The organism is Moritella yayanosii (genome assembly GCF_900465055.1).
In the GTDB taxonomy this organism is placed as follows: Bacteria; Pseudomonadota; Gammaproteobacteria; order Enterobacterales; family Moritellaceae; genus Moritella; species Moritella yayanosii.
Map to the genome: position 1 here is coordinate 2985636 of NZ_LS483250.1, position 22306 is coordinate 3007941.

General features: G+C 44.6%; 2 protein-coding genes, 2 tRNA genes, 8 rRNA genes and 5 pseudogenes. 5 read left to right on the forward strand and 12 right to left on the reverse strand.

Translation table 11 applies throughout. The annotated features are described in order from the left end of the window. Positions 1-157: 157 nt before the first annotated feature. Positions 158-757 (reverse strand): Yip1 family protein, encoded by a 600-nt coding sequence (locus tag MORIYA_RS13840; protein ID WP_112716066.1) that lies wholly within the window; start codon positions 755-757, stop codon positions 158-160. Between the two features lie 437 nt (positions 758-1194). On the opposite strand from MORIYA_RS13840, the pseudogene MORIYA_RS21905 reads away from it, so the two are divergent. Continuing rightward, a pseudogene (locus MORIYA_RS21905) lies at positions 1195-2010 on the forward strand (IS30 family transposase). A gap of 802 nt (positions 2011-2812) precedes the next feature. On the opposite strand, the pseudogene MORIYA_RS13850 reads toward MORIYA_RS21905, so the two are convergent. After that, positions 2813-3450 (reverse strand): annotated as a pseudogene (locus MORIYA_RS13850) (IS110 family RNA-guided transposase); the annotation flags it as partial. On the opposite strand from MORIYA_RS13850, the pseudogene MORIYA_RS13855 reads away from it, so the two are divergent. Beyond that, positions 3449-4077 (forward strand): annotated as a pseudogene (locus MORIYA_RS13855) (IS630 family transposase); the annotation flags it as partial. The pseudogenes MORIYA_RS13850 and MORIYA_RS13855 sit on opposite strands and share 2 nt — an antisense overlap. A gap of 106 nt (positions 4078-4183) precedes the next feature. On the opposite strand, the gene MORIYA_RS13860 reads toward MORIYA_RS13855, so the two are convergent. From MORIYA_RS13860 to MORIYA_RS13875, 4 genes are all read right to left on the reverse strand, one after another. Next, a tRNA-Asp gene (locus MORIYA_RS13860) sits at positions 4184-4260 on the reverse strand. 72 nt (positions 4261-4332) lie between these two features. After that, a 5S ribosomal RNA gene (gene rrf / locus MORIYA_RS13865) occupies positions 4333-4448 on the reverse strand. A gap of 151 nt (positions 4449-4599) precedes the next feature. Continuing rightward, positions 4600-7493 (reverse strand): 23S ribosomal RNA (locus MORIYA_RS13870). Positions 7494-7784: 291 nt separating this feature from the next. Further along, positions 7785-9329: ribosomal RNA gene (locus MORIYA_RS13875) — 16S ribosomal RNA — on the reverse strand. Together the 16S, 23S and 5S rRNA genes with 1 tRNA gene alongside form the textbook arrangement of a ribosomal RNA operon. A gap of 849 nt (positions 9330-10178) precedes the next feature. On the opposite strand from MORIYA_RS13875, the gene MORIYA_RS13880 reads away from it, so the two are divergent. Together MORIYA_RS13880 and MORIYA_RS13890 are read left to right on the forward strand one after the other, a co-directional pair. Continuing rightward, positions 10179-11501, forward strand: a complete 1323-nt coding sequence (locus MORIYA_RS13880; RefSeq protein WP_112714029.1) for an IS4 family transposase — start codon at positions 10179-10181, stop codon at positions 11499-11501. 275 nt (positions 11502-11776) lie between these two features. Beyond that, positions 11777-12347: pseudogene (locus MORIYA_RS13890) on the forward strand (IS630 family transposase); the annotation flags it as partial. A 76-nt stretch (positions 12348-12423) separates the two neighbouring features. Here the strand turns inward: MORIYA_RS13890 and rrf (MORIYA_RS13895) are convergent. The 4 genes from rrf (MORIYA_RS13895) to MORIYA_RS13910 all read right to left on the reverse strand — a co-directional run bounded on the left by rrf (MORIYA_RS13895) (position 12424) and on the right by MORIYA_RS13910 (position 17528). Beyond that, positions 12424-12539: ribosomal RNA gene (gene rrf / locus MORIYA_RS13895) — 5S ribosomal RNA — on the reverse strand. Positions 12540-12674: 135 nt separating this feature from the next. After that, a 23S ribosomal RNA gene (locus MORIYA_RS13900) occupies positions 12675-15568 on the reverse strand. A gap of 219 nt (positions 15569-15787) precedes the next feature. Continuing rightward, a tRNA-Glu gene (locus MORIYA_RS13905) sits at positions 15788-15863 on the reverse strand. Between the two features lie 120 nt (positions 15864-15983). Continuing rightward, positions 15984-17528, reverse strand: a 16S ribosomal RNA gene (locus tag MORIYA_RS13910). 994 nt (positions 17529-18522) lie between these two features. Between MORIYA_RS13910 and MORIYA_RS21420 the strand changes: the two are divergent. Further along, a pseudogene (locus tag MORIYA_RS21420) lies at positions 18523-19010 on the forward strand (transposase); the annotation flags it as partial. 76 nt (positions 19011-19086) lie between these two features. Here the strand turns inward: MORIYA_RS21420 and rrf (MORIYA_RS13930) are convergent. Together rrf (MORIYA_RS13930) and MORIYA_RS13935 are read right to left on the reverse strand one after the other, a co-directional pair. Further along, positions 19087-19202, reverse strand: a 5S ribosomal RNA gene (gene rrf, locus MORIYA_RS13930). 151 nt (positions 19203-19353) lie between these two features. Continuing rightward, positions 19354-22247: ribosomal RNA gene (locus MORIYA_RS13935) — 23S ribosomal RNA — on the reverse strand. Positions 22248-22306: the final 59 nt, after the last annotated feature.

Genomic DNA, 22306 nt, shown 5'->3' on the forward strand with positions numbered 1-22306 from the left:
CAAAGATAATTAATACCCATAATAGGGTGCAGAATGTCGGGGACAAGAAAAAATAATATTATTAAGCAAAGGATCATTAAACTCTCAAACAAAAACAGCGAAATAGAGTTAAGCTATATCGCTGTTAATAATTTGATTAATACTGATAGCAGCGTAATTAAATAATAAACTCCGGACCCAAGCCAAAGCTCCACATCACCACAGTAACACCCATTGATGCGACAAATAATACTAAACCAACAGTTAATAATGATGACGCATAAATGAAACCACGTTCTTCCGTGATATGCATAATAATCGGAACCCCGGTATACAGAGCCCGAACCGAAAATGCCACCCCAATTAATAGTGCGATCATGATCACCCAAGCAATAGGGATCAAGGCGGCAATACCAGTAATAAAGATAGGTGCAGCTGTGTATGTTGTTAGCTCTAACGCTTGAGTAAAGCTCGATGATGAGCCAAAATTGGCCGCCATCCACTGCACAAACAGCGAAAATATTGCCACAATAGCAATACTGGCAATAACCATACCGACAGCCATTATCCCTGCACTGGAGGAAGATAAATAGGTTGTGTCACCAAAGCCAAGCTTCCAACCGGTCACGGATGCGGTATACCATGCTGATACAGCGGGTATTAACGCAAATAAGAACAGACTCACCACTACCGATAATAAAGACTCATGGTGCGTATCAATATCAATCCATTCGTCCTTGGGCTGCACGTATAATCCCCATAAATGTTTTACTAACATAAGCTAATCCCTTAATGTAAAAGTTGCATCAAATTAAGTATTAGCGAATATATTGAGATTGCCATGTGAATGGAGAACTATTATACATAATAGTGATCATAATTATAAATTGGAACTTTAAGAATAACCGTGGTGAACGTAATATCTAGACTATAACAGCTGTATAGCGTTATTTATTTTAATTTCAGGCAAAAAAAGGCTATATATGAATACGCTGTTGCGGTGAATGCCCAGCAGCTTCTAATACACATTCCGCACGCGATTTTGGCAATTATTTCGAAGGAGTTGGCTACACGTTCGTGAAAGATACGTTTTGGGGCCATGATATATTTTTAAGTGTCTTGGATTCACATAGTAAGTGCATAACTTGTTGTAAGTAGATAAGACGGTTAGTTATTTATAAACTGATCATCTTTTCTCCGGCAAGAGATGTAACAATGCAAACGTATAAACAACTAACCTGTGCGCAACGATGCCAGATTTATGCGCTAAAGAAAACTAATATTTCTCAACAAAAAATAGCGAGCATCATTGGAGCCAGTCAATCCTCTGTAAGCCGCGAGCTAAAACGTAATACAGGCAAGCGAGGTATCGTTTCAAACAAGCACAAATGTTAACTTATAGCCGTCGATTAGCGACGATGAAGGCAACTAAAATGACACCTGAATTGATATTGCTCATCGAAAGTAAATTAGCAGACAAATGGAGCTCAGAGCAGATATCAGGTTGGCTAAGCAATGAGGTATACACAACCGTTAGCCATGAAACTATTTACCGACATGTCTGGCATGACAAACGCTTGGTGAGAATTTGCATAGCCACTTGCGCCGCCAGGGTAAGGCTTACCAATCGAGATCAGCGAGCCAAGCAGGCAGAGGGCATATAAAAATCGCGTCAGTATTGATGAGCGGCCAACAAATTTCACGGTATCAACTCGAATTTTGGATAAACAGGCAGCAACTGTTACAGCAGCCTATTTTTCGTTGCTGATGCCCTATAAAGACGCTGTATTAACGATTACGGCTGACAATGATAAAGAGTTTGCCTACCACGAACAGGTAACGCAAGCGCTCAATGAAAATACGAACGGATTACTGCGACAATATTGGCCGAAGAAAACCGACTTCAAATTAATCTCAACCAATGAAGTTGACGAAGTGATAGTGCAGCTTAATAATAGGCCAAGAAAAAAGTTAAACTATCAGACGCCTAGCAAGTTAATGAAGATACACATGGCCGCTATCGCGGCGTAATTGAGTTATACACTTCGAAGTTGAATCTGCCAGTGAATAATAATGTAATATGAAATTTAAATAACGCACCGCCCAATCAATAGCTCAAAAGAAGGATCATAATTTTTCTAAAATCATTGCTTCAACATCGAATGCCATAATGCGAATTCGCTTACTTGCGGTCTCACATTTTGTTGATGGTAAAAGAAGAACTGAAATATAAAATTGCTTAAAAGTCAGTCGCACCAGTGTCAATAAGTGAATATCTTAATGACGGCTGGAAGGTCTCGTTGAGAAGCCACAGGCAGGCTTTATTATCGCAAGCACAGCGTGTATGGACACAACCTCTATTGCAAGTAAAATTTCAATGAAAATGAAGGTATGACTGCTCACGTGTATTCGGTTTCTTAAATAATGCTTTTATTTAGCATCGAACCTCAATGGCTTCATTCGCACACTAGATCCCAAGCGCTTACACGAGTTATTAACTCTTCGCTTCGTAAAGGTTTTTCTAGTGATGGTTTAACCTATTTTCCATCTCTCTTTTACTTTTGCAATTTTTAAATAATGTGCTTACTATTTGTAACCTAAGTATTACCTACAACTTCGAATATGAAAATTATTTTAATACAATCAACCAGCGGCCAATGTTTCTGTGTATTCGGTGTCGTTAGCAACTAACGCCCATGAAATTCGTGCTAATTTGTTAGCAAGTGCAACGATAATAACATTTGGGTGTTTTTTTCACTCAAGTTTTTTATCCATAAACTTAAAGGGTCTGTCTTATCTTTGACATGACGAAAAGCTGCTCTCGCACCATGAACTAATACTTTCTTAAATAACCATCACCACGCTTACTAATGCCGAGTAAATTAGCACGCCCACCCGTGCTGTATTGCCTAGGAACCAAGCCTAAAGATGCTGAAAAATCTCTGCCTTTCTTAAAGTGCTTACCATCCCCAAGAGCCATTAGTAATGCACTGCAGACCAAAGGACCAATCCCGATAACTTTCATCAACTTTTTTCCTATGGGATTCGTTGCAACATTATTTTTAATTTTTGCTGTCAGTAAATCAATTCTTTCATCTACAAGAATTAAATCTTCCTGGAGCGTGAGCAACAAAGCCCTAAAATAAAATATTAAACCGTTGTCGGATTCTTCTAACCACATTGGTATCGCTTTTCGTAAATAAGCGATACCAATAGGCGCTACAATACCGTATTCACTGACGAGCCCTCTTATTTTATTTGCTTTTGCAGTTCTGTGGCAAATTAATTCTTCACGAACACGATGCTTAGATTGAATATCTTGTTGCTCAACTGTTTTTATATTAACAAAACGCATATTAGGTCGACTGATTGCTTCACAAATGGCTTCAGCGTCATTTTTGTTTGTTTTAACATAAGGTTTAACAAACCAAGTGCTGTGAGCTCTCTTGCCCAATAATTAGCTGAACCACAAGGTGGGCGATTACAAGGTAAAGATATCCAGCGTTATATTTTCGCTGAATTTGATGTGCTTTTAAAAAAATTTCAAATGGAAACGATCCTTAAGATCCCCAGCATGTGGTTTTAAAAGACGTTGAAATCTGGTTTCAGGATGAAGCACGATTTGGCCAGCGTAGAATATTGGCTGAAAAAGGCACGAGACCTCGTGTTGTCCAGCAGCAAAAATTTGGATATGCCTACCTTTTTGGTGCTGTCTGCGTGAATAACGGAAAAACAGAAGCCGTGATAGCCCCATTCAGTAATATGGAATATATGCATGAGCATCTCAAATTAATTTCACCATCAACGCTGTCAGGTAAACACGCAGTGGTCATAATGGATCAAGCAAGTTGGCATCAACAACATTTAGATAATGAATTTAAAAATCTAACTATTATCCATATTCCCTCGTACTCACCAGAATTAAATCCAATTGAGCAAGTATGGCGTTGGTTACGAAAAAATGAATTAGCGAACCGATGCTTTAGTGGATATGAGGACATTGTAAATAGATGTAGCGATGCTTGGAATAGGTTTTGTGAAGATAAACGCAGAGTGATTTCACTCTGCTTTAGAGATTGGACAAACTTGACCAGCTAATTATAGGAATTGGTATTACCGCTCCGCACAATCTGTTCGGTACTTTACCACTGAATTTCAGGCACAAAAAAAACCTGCATCTTTCGATTCAGGCTTTCGTTGTTGTTGGCGGAGTGGACGGGACTCGAACCCGCGACCCCCGGCGTGACAGGCCGGTATTCTAACCAACTGAACTACCACTCCGCACAATCTGTGCTAATGTTTCCATCAGTCTATTCTTGTTTACCCAAGACTTCGTCTTGAATAAAAAATGGCGCTTGGCAATGCCCTACTCTCACATGGGGAGACCCCACACTACCATCGGCGTTATTACGTTTCACTTCTGAGTTCGGGATGGGATCAGGTGGGGCCGCAACACTATGGTCACCAAGCAAATCTGGTTTGCTTTCTATAAGAAAATTAATTTCTATTGTTAATCTGAAAAGCTATAAATAAAGAAGTCTTTAAACCCTATCTTGCGATAAATAGTCGTGTTCAATCGTATTCTTAAGTCATATTTCAATTAATCATACTTTAATTTGTATGGTTAAGCCTCACGGGTAATTAGTACAAGTTAGCTCAATGCCTCACAGCACTTACACACCTTGCCTATCAACGTTGTAGTCTCCAACGGCCCTTCAGGGAGCTTAAAGCTCCAGTGAGAACTCATCTCGAGGCCTGCTTCCCGCTTAGATGCTTTCAGCGGTTATCAGTTCCGAACTTAGCTACCGGGCAATGCCATTGGCATGACAACCCGAACACCAGTGGTTCGTCCACTCCGGTCCTCTCGTACTAGGAGCAGCTCCTCTCAATTCTCAAACGCCCACGGCAGATAGGGACCGAACTGTCTCACGACGTTCTAAACCCAGCTCGCGTACCACTTTAAATGGCGAACAGCCATACCCTTGGGACCAACTTCAGCCCCAGGATGTGATGAGCCGACATCGAGGTGCCAAACACCGCCGTCGATATGAACTCTTGGGCGGTATCAGCCTGTTATCCCCGGAGTACCTTTTATCCGTTGAGCGATGGCCCTTCCATTCAGAACCACCGGATCACTAAGACCTACTTTCGTACCTGCTCGACGTGTCTGTCTCGCAGTTAAGCTGGCTTATGCCTTTGCACTAACCACATGATGTCCAACCATGTTTAGCCAACCTTCGTGCTCCTCCGTTACTCTTTGGGAGGAGACCGCCCCAGTCAAACTACCCACCAGACACTGTCCGCAACCCCGATAAGGGGCCTACGTTAGAACATCAAACGTACAAGGGTGGTATTTCAAGGTTGACTCCACATCATCTAGCGACAATGCTTCAAAGTCTCCCACCTATCCTACACATGTAGGTTCAATGTTCAGTGCCAAGCTATAGTAAAGGTTCACGGGGTCTTTCCGTCTAGCCGCGGGTACACTGCATCTTAACAGCGATTTCAATTTCACTGAGTCTCGGGTGGAGACAGCGTGGCCATCATTACGCCATTCGTGCAGGTCGGAACTTACCCGACAAGGAATTTCGCTACCTTAGGACCGTTATAGTTACGGCCGCCGTTTACCGGGGCTTCGATCATGAGCTTCGACCTAAGTCTAACCCAATCAATTAACCTTCCGGCACCGGGCAGGCGTCACACCGTATACGTCATCTTGCGATTTTGCACAGTGCTGTGTTTTTAATAAACAGTTGCAGCCACCATTTCTCTGCGACCAACAATAGCTTACGGAGCAAGTCCTTCACCATCATTGGCGTACCTTCTCCCGAAGTTACGGTACCATTTTGCCTAGTTCCTTCACCCGAGTTCTCTCAAGCGCCTTAGTATTCTCTACCTAACCACCTGTGTCGGTTTGGGGTACGATTCTCTTATATCTGAAGCTTAGAGGTTTTTCCTGGAAGCCGGGTATCAACTACTTCATCTCCGTAGAGACTCGTCATCAGTCCTCAGCCTTAAGTGCGCCCGGATTTACCTAAGCACACAGCCTACAACCTTAAACATGGACAACCATCGCCATGCTAGCCTAACCTTCTCCGTCACCCCATCGCAATATAAGTGAGTACAGGAATATTAACCTGTTTTCCATCGACTACGCCTTTCGGCCTCGCCTTAGGAGTCGACTCACCCTGCCCCGATTAACGTTGGACAGGAACCCTTGGTCTTTCGGCGTGGAGGTTTTTCACCCCCATTATCGTTACTCATGTCAACATTCGCACTTCTGATACCTCCAGCAAGCTTCTCAACTCACCTTCGACGGCTTACAGAACGCTCCTCTACCATGCAAAAAACTAGTCTTTGCATCCGTAGCTTCGGTGGTATGTTTAGCCCCGTTAAATCTTCCGCGCAGACCGACTCGACCAGTGAGCTATTACGCTTTCTTTAAAAGATGGCTGCTTCTAAGCCAACTTCCTGGCTGTCTGAGCCTTTCCACATCGTTTCCCACTTAACATACACTTTGGGACCTTAGCTGACGGTCTGGGTTGTTTCCCTTTCCACGACGGACGTTAGCACCCGCCGTGTGTCTCCCGCGATTGAACTTATTGGTATTCGGAGTTTGCAAAGGGTTGGTAAGTCGGGATGACCCCCTAGCCTTAACAGTGCTCTACCCCCAATAGTTAGACGCGAGGCGCTACCTAAATAGCTTTCGAGGAGAACCAGCTATCTCCCGGTTTGATTGGCCTTTCACCCCCAGCCACAAGTCATCCGCTAATTTTTCAACATTAGTCGGTTCGGTCCTCCAGTTGATGTTACTCAACCTTCAACCTGCCCATGGCTAGATCACCGGGTTTCGGGTCTAATCCCAGCAACTATTCGCGCAGTTAACACTCGGTTTCCCTACGGCTCCGCTATTCGCTTAACCTTGCTACTGAAATTAAGTCGTTGACCCATTATACAAAAGGTACGCAGTCACCCAACAAAGTAGGCTCCCACTGCTTGTACGTATACGGTTTCAGGTTCTATTTCACTCCCCTCACAGGGGTTCTTTTCGCCTTTCCCTCACGGTACTGGTTCACTATCGGTCAGTCAGTAGTATTTAGCCTTGGAAGATGGTCCTCCCATATTCAAACAGCATATCACGTGTGCCGTCCTACTCGATTTCACAATAAGGTCGTTTTCATGTACGGGACTATCACCCTGTATCGTGGCACTTTCCAGAGCCTTCCATTAACTTCCAAACTGCTTAAGGGCTAGACCCCGTTCGCTCGCCGCTACTAAGGGTATCTCTATTGATTTCTTTTCCTCGGGGTACTTAGATGTTTCAGTTCTCCCGGTTCGCTTCGTAACGCTATGTATTCACGTTACGATACTCTACTAAGTAGAGTGGGTTCCCCCATTCGGACATCTGTGGATCAATGCTTTTTATCAACTCCCCACAGCTTAACGCAGATTAACACGTCCTTCATCGCCTCTGACTGCCTAGGCATCCACCGTATACGCTTAGTCACTTAACCATACAATCTAAAGTCGACCGTACAATTGAAATAACTAGGTATTATCTAGTTTTTTTCGCCTCAAGAATACTCAAGAACACTCTATTGTTATTGCCAAAGCAATAACGTGTTTTAAGAACTTCTTTATTTATTCAGCTTTCCAAATTTTTAAAGAGCAATTTGCTAAAAAGCAAAGATAAACATTGTATTGTTTATCTTTGCTTTCTCGCGTCTTACGATGAGTAAGACATACTTTTCAACTTTCTATTCAAGCAATTTGTGTGGGCACTTACAAAAATTAACAACTTTACGTAAGGAGGTGATCCAGCCCCAGGTTCCCCTAGGGCTACCTTGTTACGACTTCACCCCAGTCATGAACCACACCGTGGTCATCGCCCTCCCGAAGGTTAAGCTAATGACTTCTGGTGCAGCCCACTCCCATGGTGTGACGGGCGGTGTGTACAAGGCCCGGGAACGTATTCACCGTGACATTCTGATTCACGATTACTAGCGATTCCGACTTCATGGGGTCGAGTTGCAGACCCCAATCCGGACTACGACGCACTTTGTGGGATTCGCTTACCATTGCTGGTTTGCAGCCCTTTGTATGCGCCATTGTAGCACGTGTGTAGCCCTACTCGTAAGGGCCATGATGACTTGACGTCGTCCCCACCTTCCTCCGGTTTATCACCGGCAGTCTCCTTAGAGTTCCCACCATTACGTGCTGGCAAATAAGGATAAGGGTTGCGCTCGTTGCGGGACTTAACCCAACATTTCACAACACGAGCTGACGACAGCCATGCAGCACCTGTCTCATAGTTCCCGAAGGCACCAATCCATCTCTGGAAAGTTCTATGGATGTCAAGAGTAGGTAAGGTTCTTCGCGTTGCATCGAATTAAACCACATGCTCCACCGCTTGTGCGGGCCCCCGTCAATTCATTTGAGTTTTAACCTTGCGGCCGTACTCCCCAGGCGGTCTACTTAATGCGTTAGCTTAAGAGCCCAGTTCTCAAGGAACCAAACTCCGAGTAGACATCGTTTACGGCGTGGACTACCGGGGTATCTAATCCCGTTTGCTACCCACGCTTTCGCATCTGAGCGTCAGTTACTTGCCAGGTGGCCGCCTTCGCCACTGGTATTCCTTCAGATCTCTACGCATTTCACCGCTACACCTGAAATTCTACCACCCTCTCAAGAACTCTAGTTTGCCAGTTCGAAATGCAGTTCCCAGGTTGAGCCCGGGGCTTTCACATCTCGCTTAACAAACCGCCTGCATGCGCTTTACGCCCAGTAATTCCGATTAACGCTCGCACCCTCCGTATTACCGCGGCTGCTGGCACGGAGTTAGCCGGTGCTTCTTCTGCGAGTAACGTCACAGTGATAACGTATTAAGTCACCACCTTTCCTCCTCGCTGAAAGTACTTTACAACCCTAAGGCCTTCTTCATACACGCGGTATGGCTGCATCAGAGTTTCCTCCATTGTGCAATATTCCCCACTGCTGCCTCCCGTAGGAGTCTGGACCGTGTCTCAGTTCCAGTGTGGCTGATCATCCTCTCAGACCAGCTAGGGATCGTCGCCTTGGTGAGCTCTTACCTCACCAACAAGCTAATCCCACTTGGGCTCATCTAGTCGCGAGAGCTTTCAAGAAGAGGCCCCCTTTCACCCGTAGGTCGTATGCGGTATTAGCAGTCGTTTCCAACTGTTGTCCCCCTCGACTAGGCAGATTCCCAAGCATTACTCACCCGTCCGCCGCTCGACGCCAGAATAGCAAGCTATTCTTCGTTTCCGCTCGACTTGCATGTGTTAAGCCTACCGCCAGCGTTCAATCTGAGCCATGATCAAACTCTTCAATTAAAAGTTTTTGACTAATTGCCTAAGCAATTAAGTCGGCTCAATGAATTCTGTACTTCAACAATAAAACCGAAGTTCTATTGTTTATAAAACTACCATCTTTCGATTTAAGTTTATGTTCACAATTACATTGATATAATATTTGGTCATTATATCTCTGCAAGTGCTCACACAGATTGCTTGAATAAATTGTTAAAGAGCGTTGACCTTGACGCCTTGCGTCGTAGTCAGGCTGCGTATTATACGCAAACCAAATTCGAAGTCAAGCACATATTCATGCTTTATTCAGGACGTTTAAAAAGTAACCGAAGTTGCTTTTAACACCTTACTGAACGACATTCGCCGTGTCAGTGAGATGCATTATAGGGATTTAGATCACATTGGCAATCCATTTTATGCACTTATATTGATTTAATATTTAACGCAGAAAAAACCAGCAATAACACGCACATTAATGATCACGATTCATACGAACGATGATAATTCCAGCGTATTCGATACACCGACACAACCACTGCGTGCTGACCTCAATAACAAAAGTAACGACCAAGGTTATTTAGTCTAGTCGCGACCTATCAATAACGCCACAAATACGCAAAATAAATAAAAATGACGGTTAATTGTAAAAACTCGTCATTCCAATTAGAAATAAATGCCATCGTTAATGTATATGTTGGACTAAAAATAATGAATATTCATTCTCATGATTGATGCAGCTAATACGAAATAATAAATATGGCCTTAAATACATAAAAACTGCCTACAGCGTAATGCCGATCAGTTAAGCTTAAATATCTTGCTTTTTTAGTAAATGAGATCAAAATCCGGTGATCAGAACTCACCGGATTTTTTATGCAACTTTCCACAGCTCTTTCTTTAGTTAACTCAAATAATGTCACTGAGTTTCAGAATTTAACCGACATTCTCTCTCCCGAAATAATTGATGCTGGACTAAAAGAAAACGGTGTTGCTACTATTCGAAAGCGTAAACTACCAATGGAAAATATGGTATGGGCAGTTATTGGCATGGCGCTATTTCGAAAATTCCCTATGCGCCAGCTACTTAACCAATTAGATATTATTTTACCTAGTGGTATGCCGTATGTAGCTTCTAGTGCCGTCACGCAAGCACGAAAAAAACTAGGAAGTAAAGTCATTGAATCTGTCTTTCAGCAAACCCAAAAACAATGGAATCAATCTGCTAACCACGGAAACTGGTGTGGATTAAATTTATTAGGTGTCGACGGTGTTGTATGGCGAACGCCAGATACTGATGAAAACAGTAAAGGGTTCGCTAGAACGGGCTCTCAACATGGTAAAGCAAGTTACCCTCAAGTTCGCATGGTATGTCAGATGGAACTAACGAGCCATTTATTAACAAACAGTGTTTTTGATAGCGTTGAAGTTAACGAGATGAATCTTGCCTTAGGATTAATTGATAATACCCCTGATCACAGCCTGACATTATTCGACAGAGGCTTTTATTCATTAGGTTTGTTGCATCGTTGGCAAACAACGGGTGAGATGCGTCACTGGTTAATTCCGCTTAAAAAGAACACTCAATATGAAGTGATTAGAAGTTTTGGACGACAAGATAAACTCATCAAACTAACAACTACACCTCAATCACGCAAAAAGTTCCCTGAACTACCAAAGACAATGGAAGCTCGTCTATTAACAAGAAAAATCAAAGGGAAAGATGTCCAGATCCTGACATCGATGACAGACCCAATGCGTTTTCCGCCAGCTGATATAATCGATTTATATGCACATCGTTGGGAAATTGAACTTGGATTCAGAGAAATGAAACAATCGTTATTAGACAACCGATTTACTTTACGAAGTAATCAGCCAGAACTCATTAGGCAAGAGTTATGGGGCATATTACTTGCGTATAATTTAATACGCTATCAGATGGTGCTAATGGCAACATCACTCGATGACATCCACCCAAATCAATTAAGTTTTCATGGTGCTTCGATGCACATCATTCATGAGCTAACTCAATTATCATTTTGTACTCCAGGGAATATACCTAAGTACACAATGAATATTACTCAGGCTGCCAAGCAATTTATTTTACCAAATCGGCGAGAGAGGAAATATCCAAGGTTGTTGAAATGCTCAAAGGATAGGTATCCCGTGAAAAAAAGAAATGCCGTTCACCTTAAGTGAACGGCATTAGCCTACAGCGGGGTTCTATTGTCTATCGCCAGGTTTCATCACACCAGAGCGGTGCTTGTAATTTAGCACGAGCAATAATACCCATCCCTTTAATTTTATGATCTAATATGCGTCTCAAAAGAAGGTACATAATTTTTCTAAAATCATTGCTTCAACATCGAATACCAAAATGCGAATTCGCTTACTTGTGGTCTCACATTTTGTTGATGGTAAAAGCAGAACTGAAATATAAAATTGCTTAAAAGTCAGTCGCACCAGTGTCAATAAGTGAATTTGATGTGCTTTACCAAAAAATCAATACCTATCACTTGCTGCATGAACTGAACTTAAGTTGGATCACGACACGTTCAAAGCATCCCCGACAGCCATTGGAAGCTCAAGATACTTTTAAAAAAATCCCCAATGGAAACGATCCTTAAGATCCCCGGGCATGTGGCTTTAAAAAACGTTGAAATCTGGTTTCAGGATGAAGCACGATTTGGCCAGTATAATACAACCTTTCGAATATTGGCTGAAAAAGGCGCAAGACCTCGTGTTGTCCAGCACCAAAATTTTGGATATGCCTACCTTTTTGGTGCTGTCTGCGTGAATAACGGAAAAATAGAAGCCATGATAACCCCATTCAGTAATATGGAATATATGCATGAGCATCTCAAATTAATTTCACCATCAACGCAGCCAGGTAAACACGCAGTGGTCATAATGGATCAAACAAGTTGGCATCAACAACATTTAGATAATGAATTTGAAAATCTAACTATTATCCATATTCCCCCGTACTCACCAGAATTAAATCCAATTGAGCAAGTATGGTGTTGGTTACGAAAAAAGGAATTGGTATAATCCTGTAGCCATAAATTACAGACACAAAAAAGCCGACATCAGTAATGATGTCGGCTTTCTCTAATTTGGCGCTTGGCAATGCCCTACTCTCACATGGGGAGACCCCACACTACCATCGGCGTTATTACGTTTCACTTCTGAGTTCGGGATGGGATCAGGTGGGGCCGCAACACTATGGTCACCAAGCAAATCTGGTTTGCTTTCTATAAGAAAATTAATTTCTATTGTTAATCTGAAAAGCTATAAATAAAGAAGTCTTTAAAACATAAAGTGTTCAATCTATTCTTAAGTCATATTTCAATTAATCATACTTTAATTTGTATGGTTAAGCCTCACGGGTAATTAGTACAAGTTAGCTCAATGCCTCACAGCACTTACACACCTTGCCTATCAACGTTGTAGTCTCCAACGGCCCTTCAGGGAGCTTAAAGCTCCAGTGAGAACTCATCTCGAGGCCTGCTTCCCGCTTAGATGCTTTCAGCGGTTATCAGTTCCGAACTTAGCTACCGGGCAATGCCATTGGCATGACAACCCGAACACCAGTGGTTCGTCCACTCCGGTCCTCTCGTACTAGGAGCAGCTCCTCTCAATTCTCAAACGCCCACGGCAGATAGGGACCGAACTGTCTCACGACGTTCTAAACCCAGCTCGCGTACCACTTTAAATGGCGAACAGCCATACCCTTGGGACCAACTTCAGCCCCAGGATGTGATGAGCCGACATCGAGGTGCCAAACACCGCCGTCGATATGAACTCTTGGGCGGTATCAGCCTGTTATCCCCGGAGTACCTTTTATCCGTTGAGCGATGGCCCTTCCATTCAGAACCACCGGATCACTAAGACCTACTTTCGTACCTGCTCGACGTGTCTGTCTCGCAGTTAAGCTGGCTTATGCCTTTGCACTAACCACATGATGTCCAACCATGTTTAGCCAACCTTCGTGCTCCTCCGTTACTCTTTGGGAGGAGACCGCCCCAGTCAAACTACCCACCAGACACTGTCCGCAACCCCGATAAGGGGCCTACGTTAGAACATCAAACGTACAAGGGTGGTATTTCAAGGTTGACTCCACATCATCTAGCGACAATGCTTCAAAGTCTCCCACCTATCCTACACATGTAGGTTCAATGTTCAGTGCCAAGCTATAGTAAAGGTTCACGGGGTCTTTCCGTCTAGCCGCGGGTACACTGCATCTTAACAGCGATTTCAATTTCACTGAGTCTCGGGTGGAGACAGCGTGGCCATCATTACGCCATTCGTGCAGGTCGGAACTTACCCGACAAGGAATTTCGCTACCTTAGGACCGTTATAGTTACGGCCGCCGTTTACCGGGGCTTCGATCATGAGCTTCGACCTAAGTCTAACCCAATCAATTAACCTTCCGGCACCGGGCAGGCGTCACACCGTATACGTCATCTTGCGATTTTGCACAGTGCTGTGTTTTTAATAAACAGTTGCAGCCACCATTTCTCTGCGACCAACAATAGCTTACGGAGCAAGTCCTTCACCATCATTGGCGTACCTTCTCCCGAAGTTACGGTACCATTTTGCCTAGTTCCTTCACCCGAGTTCTCTCAAGCGCCTTAGTATTCTCTACCTAACCACCTGTGTCGGTTTGGGGTACGATTCTCTTATATCTGAAGCTTAGAGGTTTTTCCTGGAAGCCGGGTATCAACTACTTCATCTCCGTAGAGACTCGTCATCAGTCCTCAGCCTTAAGTGCGCCCGGATTTACCTAAGCACACAGCCTACAACCTTAAACATGGACAACCATCGCCATGCTAGCCTAACCTTCTCCGTCACCCCATCGCAATATAAGTGAGTACAGGAATATTAACCTGTTTTCCATCGACTACGCCTTTCGGCCTCGCCTTAGGAGTCGACTCACCCTGCCCCGATTAACGTTGGACAGGAACCCTTGGTCTTTCGGCGTGGAGGTTTTTCACCCCCATTATCGTTACTCATGTCAACATTCGCACTTCTGATACCTCCAGCAAGCTTCTCAACTCACCTTCGACGGCTTACAGAACGCTCCTCTACCATGCAAAGAACAAGTCTTTGCATCCGTAGCTTCGGTGGTATGTTTAGCCCCGTTAAATCTTCCGCGCAGACCGACTCGACCAGTGAGCTATTACGCTTTCTTTAAAAGATGGCTGCTTCTAAGCCAACTTCCTGGCTGTCTGAGCCTTTCCACATCGTTTCCCACTTAACATACACTTTGGGACCTTAGCTGACGGTCTGGGTTGTTTCCCTTTCCACGACGGACGTTAGCACCCGCCGTGTGTCTCCCGCGATTGAACTTATTGGTATTCGGAGTTTGCAAAGGGTTGGTAAGTCGGGATGACCCCCTAGCCTTAACAGTGCTCTACCCCCAATAGTTAGACGCGAGGCGCTACCTAAATAGCTTTCGAGGAGAACCAGCTATCTCCCGGTTTGATTGGCCTTTCACCCCCAGCCACAAGTCATCCGCTAATTTTTCAACATTAGTCGGTTCGGTCCTCCAGTTGATGTTACTCAACCTTCAACCTGCCCATGGCTAGATCACCGGGTTTCGGGTCTAATCCCAGCAACTATTCGCGCAGTTAACACTCGGTTTCCCTACGGCTCCGCTATTCGCTTAACCTTGCTACTGAAATTAAGTCGTTGACCCATTATACAAAAGGTACGCAGTCACCCAACAAAGTAGGCTCCCACTGCTTGTACGTATACGGTTTCAGGTTCTATTTCACTCCCCTCACAGGGGTTCTTTTCGCCTTTCCCTCACGGTACTGGTTCACTATCGGTCAGTCAGTAGTATTTAGCCTTGGAAGATGGTCCTCCCATATTCAAACAGCATATCACGTGTGCCGTCCTACTCGATTTCACAATAAGGTCGTTTTCATGTACGGGACTATCACCCTGTATCGTGGCACTTTCCAGAGCCTTCCATTAACTTCCAAACTGCTTAAGGGCTAGACCCCGTTCGCTCGCCGCTACTAAGGGTATCTCTATTGATTTCTTTTCCTCGGGGTACTTAGATGTTTCAGTTCTCCCGGTTCGCTTCGTAACGCTATGTATTCACGTTACGATACCTTACAAAGTAAGGTGGGTTCCCCCATTCGGACATCTGTGGATCAATGCTTTTTATCAACTCCCCACAGCTTAACGCAGATTAACACGTCCTTCATCGCCTCTGACTGCCTAGGCATCCACCGTATACGCTTAGTCACTTAACCATACAATCTAAAGTCGACCGTACAATTGAAATAACTAGGTATTATCTAGTTTTTTTCGCCTCAAGAATACTCAAGAACACTCTATTGTTATTGCCAAAGCAATAACGTGTTTTAAGAACTTCTTTATTTATTCAGCTTTCCAAATTTTTAAAGAGCAATTTGCTAAAAAGCAAAGATAAACATTACTGCTTAGCTTTGATTTTTAATCAGAAAGAAAAGTGGTATCCCGTACGAGATTTGAACTCGTGTTACCGCCGTGAAAGGGCGGTGTCCTAGGCCTCTAGACGAACAGGACACTATTTACTTTCTACGGTTGGATTTCATCCCAACCGTTGCCTTATTTTCATAAGACGTGCAATTTAATTTTCTATTCAAGCAATTTGTGTGGACACTTACAAAAATTAACAACTTTACGTAAGGAGGTGATCCAGCCCCAGGTTCCCCTAGGGCTACCTTGTTACGACTTCACCCCAGTCATGAACCACACCGTGGTCATCGCCCTCCCGAAGGTTAAGCTAATGACTTCTGGTGCAGCCCACTCCCATGGTGTGACGGGCGGTGTGTACAAGGCCCGGGAACGTATTCACCGTGACATTCTGATTCACGATTACTAGCGATTCCGACTTCATGGGGTCGAGTTGCAGACCCCAATCCGGACTACGACGCACTTTGTGGGATTCGCTTACCATTGCTGGTTTGCAGCCCTTTGTATGCGCCATTGTAGCACGTGTGTAGCCCTACTCGTAAGGGCCATGATGACTTGACGTCGTCCCCACCTTCCTCCGGTTTATCACCGGCAGTCTCCTTAGAGTTCCCACCATTACGTGCTGGCAAATAAGGATAAGGGTTGCGCTCGTTGCGGGACTTAACCCAACATTTCACAACACGAGCTGACGACAGCCATGCAGCACCTGTCTCATAGTTCCCGAAGGCACCAATCCATCTCTGGAAAGTTCTATGGATGTCAAGAGTAGGTAAGGTTCTTCGCGTTGCATCGAATTAAACCACATGCTCCACCGCTTGTGCGGGCCCCCGTCAATTCATTTGAGTTTTAACCTTGCGGCCGTACTCCCCAGGCGGTCTACTTAATGCGTTAGCTTAAGAGCCCAGTTCTCAAGGAACCAAACTCCGAGTAGACATCGTTTACGGCGTGGACTACCGGGGTATCTAATCCCGTTTGCTACCCACGCTTTCGCATCTGAGCGTCAGTTACTTGCCAGGTGGCCGCCTTCGCCACTGGTATTCCTTCAGATCTCTACGCATTTCACCGCTACACCTGAAATTCTACCACCCTCTCAAGAACTCTAGTTTGCCAGTTCGAAATGCAGTTCCCAGGTTGAGCCCGGGGCTTTCACATCTCGCTTAACAAACCGCCTGCATGCGCTTTACGCCCAGTAATTCCGATTAACGCTCGCACCCTCCGTATTACCGCGGCTGCTGGCACGGAGTTAGCCGGTGCTTCTTCTGCGAGTAACGTCACAGTGATAACGTATTAAGTCACCACCTTTCCTCCTCGCTGAAAGTACTTTACAACCCTAAGGCCTTCTTCATACACGCGGTATGGCTGCATCAGAGTTTCCTCCATTGTGCAATATTCCCCACTGCTGCCTCCCGTAGGAGTCTGGACCGTGTCTCAGTTCCAGTGTGGCTGATCATCCTCTCAGACCAGCTAGGGATCGTCGCCTTGGTGAGCTCTTACCTCACCAACAAGCTAATCCCACTTGGGCTCATCTAGTCGCGAGAGCTTTCAAGAAGAGGCCCCCTTTCACCCGTAGGTCGTATGCGGTATTAGCAGTCGTTTCCAACTGTTGTCCCCCTCGACTAGGCAGATTCCCAAGCATTACTCACCCGTCCGCCGCTCGACGCCAGAATAGCAAGCTATTCTTCGTTTCCGCTCGACTTGCATGTGTTAAGCCTACCGCCAGCGTTCAATCTGAGCCATGATCAAACTCTTCAATTAAAAGTTTTTGACTAACTGCCTAAGCAATTAAGTCGGCTCAATGAATTCTGTACTTCAACAATAAAACCAAAGTTCTATTGTTTATAAAACTATCATCTTTCGATTTAAGTTTAATGTTCACAATTACATTGATATAATATTTGGTCATTATATCTCTGCAAGTGCTCACACAGATTGCTTGAATAAATTGTTAAAGAGCGTTGACCTTGACGCCTTGCGTCGTAGTCAGGCTGCGTATTATACGCAAACCAAATTCGAAGTCAAGCACATATTCATGCTTTATTCAGGACGTTTAAAAAGTAACCGAAGTTGCTTTTTAACACCTTACTGAACGACGTTCGCCGTGTCAGTGAGATGCATTATAGGGATTTAGATCACATTGGCAATCCATTTTATGCACTTATATTGATTTAATATTTAACGCAGAAAAAACCAGCAATAACACGCACATTAATGATCACGATTCATACGAACGATGATAATTCCAGCGTATTCGATACACCGACACAACCACTGCGTGCTGACCTCAATAACAAAAGTAACGACCAAGGTTATTTAGTCTAGTCGCGACCTATCAATAACGCCACAAATACGCAAAATAAATACACTTTACCCGTGAATAATGAGGTCGCTCACGAAAAAAGAGTCGCGAAACACTGCTTAATGTAAAAATTAGCCACTATTTCGTTATAACAAATAATAAAAATGGCCTTAAATACATAAAAACTGCCTACAGCGGGGTTCTATTGTCTATCGCCAGGTTTCATCACACCAGAGCGGTGCTTGTAATTTAGCACGAGCAATAATACCCATCCCTTTAATTTTATGATCTAATATGCGTCTCAAAAGAAGGTACATAATTTTTCTAAAATCATTGCTTCAACATCGAATACCAAAATGCGAATTCGCTTACTTGTGGTCTCACATTTTGTTGATGGTAAAAGCAGAACTGAAATATAAAATTGCTTAAAAGTCAGTCGCACCAGTGTCAATAAGTGAATTTGATGTGCTTTACCAAAAAATCAATACCTATCACTTGCTGCATGAACTGAACTTAAGTTGGATCACGACACGTTCAAAGCATCCCCGACAGCCATTGGAAGCTCAAGATACTTTTAAAAAAATCCCCAATGGAAACGATCCTTAAGATCCCCGGGCATGTGGCTTTAAAAAACGTTGAAATCTGGTTTCAGGATGAAGCACGATTTGGCCAGTATAATACAACCTTTCGAATATTGGCTGAAAAAGGCGCAAGACCTCGTGTTGTCCAGCACCAAAATTTTGGATATGCCTACCTTTTTGGTGCTGTCTGCGTGAATAACGGAAAAATAGAAGCCATGATAACCCCATTCAGTAATATGGAATATATGCATGAACATCTCAAATTAATTTGAAAATCTAACTATTATCCATATTCCCCCGTACTCACCAGAATTAAATCCAATTGAGCAAGTATGGAGTTGGTTACGAAAAAAGGAATTGGTATAATCCTGTAGCCATAAATTACAGACACAAAAAAGCCGACATCAGTAATGATGTCGGCTCTCTCTAATTTGGCGCTTGGCAATGCCCTACTCTCACATGGGGAGACCCCACACTACCATCGGCGTTATTACGTTTCACTTCTGAGTTCGGGATGGGATCAGGTGGGGCCGCAACACTATGGTCACCAAGCAAATCTGGTTTGCTTTCTATAAGAAAATTAATTTCTATTGTTAATCTGAAAAGCTATAAATAAAGAAGTCTTTAAACCCTATCTTGCGATAAATAGTCGTGTTCAATCGTATTCTTAAGTCATATTTCAATTAATCATACTTTAATTTGTATGGTTAAGCCTCACGGGTAATTAGTACAAGTTAGCTCAATGCCTCACAGCACTTACACACCTTGCCTATCAACGTTGTAGTCTCCAACGGCCCTTCAGGGAGCTTAAAGCTCCAGTGAGAACTCATCTCGAGGCCTGCTTCCCGCTTAGATGCTTTCAGCGGTTATCAGTTCCGAACTTAGCTACCGGGCAATGCCATTGGCATGACAACCCGAACACCAGTGGTTCGTCCACTCCGGTCCTCTCGTACTAGGAGCAGCTCCTCTCAATTCTCAAACGCCCACGGCAGATAGGGACCGAACTGTCTCACGACGTTCTAAACCCAGCTCGCGTACCACTTTAAATGGCGAACAGCCATACCCTTGGGACCAACTTCAGCCCCAGGATGTGATGAGCCGACATCGAGGTGCCAAACACCGCCGTCGATATGAACTCTTGGGCGGTATCAGCCTGTTATCCCCGGAGTACCTTTTATCCGTTGAGCGATGGCCCTTCCATTCAGAACCACCGGATCACTAAGACCTACTTTCGTACCTGCTCGACGTGTCTGTCTCGCAGTTAAGCTGGCTTATGCCTTTGCACTAACCACATGATGTCCAACCATGTTTAGCCAACCTTCGTGCTCCTCCGTTACTCTTTGGGAGGAGACCGCCCCAGTCAAACTACCCACCAGACACTGTCCGCAACCCCGATAAGGGGCCTACGTTAGAACATCAAACGTACAAGGGTGGTATTTCAAGGTTGACTCCACATCATCTAGCGACAATGCTTCAAAGTCTCCCACCTATCCTACACATGTAGGTTCAATGTTCAGTGCCAAGCTATAGTAAAGGTTCACGGGGTCTTTCCGTCTAGCCGCGGGTACACTGCATCTTAACAGCGATTTCAATTTCACTGAGTCTCGGGTGGAGACAGCGTGGCCATCATTACGCCATTCGTGCAGGTCGGAACTTACCCGACAAGGAATTTCGCTACCTTAGGACCGTTATAGTTACGGCCGCCGTTTACCGGGGCTTCGATCATGAGCTTCGACCTAAGTCTAACCCAATCAATTAACCTTCCGGCACCGGGCAGGCGTCACACCGTATACGTCATCTTGCGATTTTGCACAGTGCTGTGTTTTTAATAAACAGTTGCAGCCACCATTTCTCTGCGACCAACAATAGCTTACGGAGCAAGTCCTTCACCATCATTGGCGTACCTTCTCCCGAAGTTACGGTACCATTTTGCCTAGTTCCTTCACCCGAGTTCTCTCAAGCGCCTTAGTATTCTCTACCTAACCACCTGTGTCGGTTTGGGGTACGATTCTCTTATATCTGAAGCTTAGAGGTTTTTCCTGGAAGCCGGGTATCAACTACTTCATCTCCGTAGAGACTCGTCATCAGTCCTCAGCCTTAAGTGCGCCCGGATTTACCTAAGCACACAGCCTACAACCTTAAACATGGACAACCATCGCCATGCTAGCCTAACCTTCTCCGTCACCCCATCGCAATATAAGTGAGTACAGGAATATTAACCTGTTTTCCATCGACTACGCCTTTCGGCCTCGCCTTAGGAGTCGACTCACCCTGCCCCGATTAACGTTGGACAGGAACCCTTGGTCTTTCGGCGTGGAGGTTTTTCACCCCCATTATCGTTACTCATGTCAACATTCGCACTTCTGATACCTCCAGCAAGCTTCTCAACTCACCTTCGACGGCTTACAGAACGCTCCTCTACCATGCAAAGAACACGTCTTTGCATCCGTAGCTTCGGTGGTATGTTTAGCCCCGTTAAATCTTCCGCGCAGACCGACTCGACCAGTGAGCTATTACGCTTTCTTTAAAAGATGGCTGCTTCTAAGCCAACTTCCTGGCTGTCTGAGCCTTTCCACATCGTTTCCCACTTAACATACACTTTGGGACCTTAGCTGACGGTCTGGGTTGTTTCCCTTTCCACGACGGACGTTAGCACCCGCCGTGTGTCTCCCGCGATTGAACTTATTGGTATTCGGAGTTTGCAAAGGGTTGGTAAGTCGGGATGACCCCCTAGCCTTAACAGTGCTCTACCCCCAATAGTTAGACGCGAGGCGCTACCTAAATAGCTTTCGAGGAGAACCAGCTATCTCCCGGTTTGATTGGCCTTTCACCCCCAGCCACAAGTCATCCGCTAATTTTTCAACATTAGTCGGTTCGGTCCTCCAGTTGATGTTACTCAACCTTCAACCTGCCCATGGCTAGATCACCGGGTTTCGGGTCTAATCCCAGCAACTATTCGCGCAGTTAACACTCGGTTTCCCTACGGCTCCGCTATTCGCTTAACCTTGCTACTGAAATTAAGTCGTTGACCCATTATACAAAAGGTACGCAGTCACCCAACAAAGTAGGCTCCCACTGCTTGTACGTATACGGTTTCAGGTTCTATTTCACTCCCCTCACAGGGGTTCTTTTCGCCTTTCCCTCACGGTACTGGTTCACTATCGGTCAGTCAGTAGTATTTAGCCTTGGAAGATGGTCCTCCCATATTCAAACAGCATATCACGTGTGCCGTCCTACTCGATTTCACAATAAGGTCGTTTTCATGTACGGGACTATCACCCTGTATCGTGGCACTTTCCAGAGCCTTCCATTAACTTCCAAACTGCTTAAGGGCTAGACCCCGTTCGCTCGCCGCTACTAAGGGTATCTCTATTGATTTCTTTTCCTCGGGGTACTTAGATGTTTCAGTTCTCCCGGTTCGCTTCGTAACGCTATGTATTCACGTTACGATACCTTACAAAGTAAGGTGGGTTCCCCCATTCGGACATCTGTGGATCAATGCTTTTTATCAACTCCCCACAGCTTAACGCAGATTAACACGTCCTTCATCGCCTCTGACTGCCTAGGCATCCACCGTATACGCTTAGTCACTTAACCATACAATCTAAAGTCGACCGTACAATTGAAATAACTAGGTATTATCTAGTTTTTTTCGC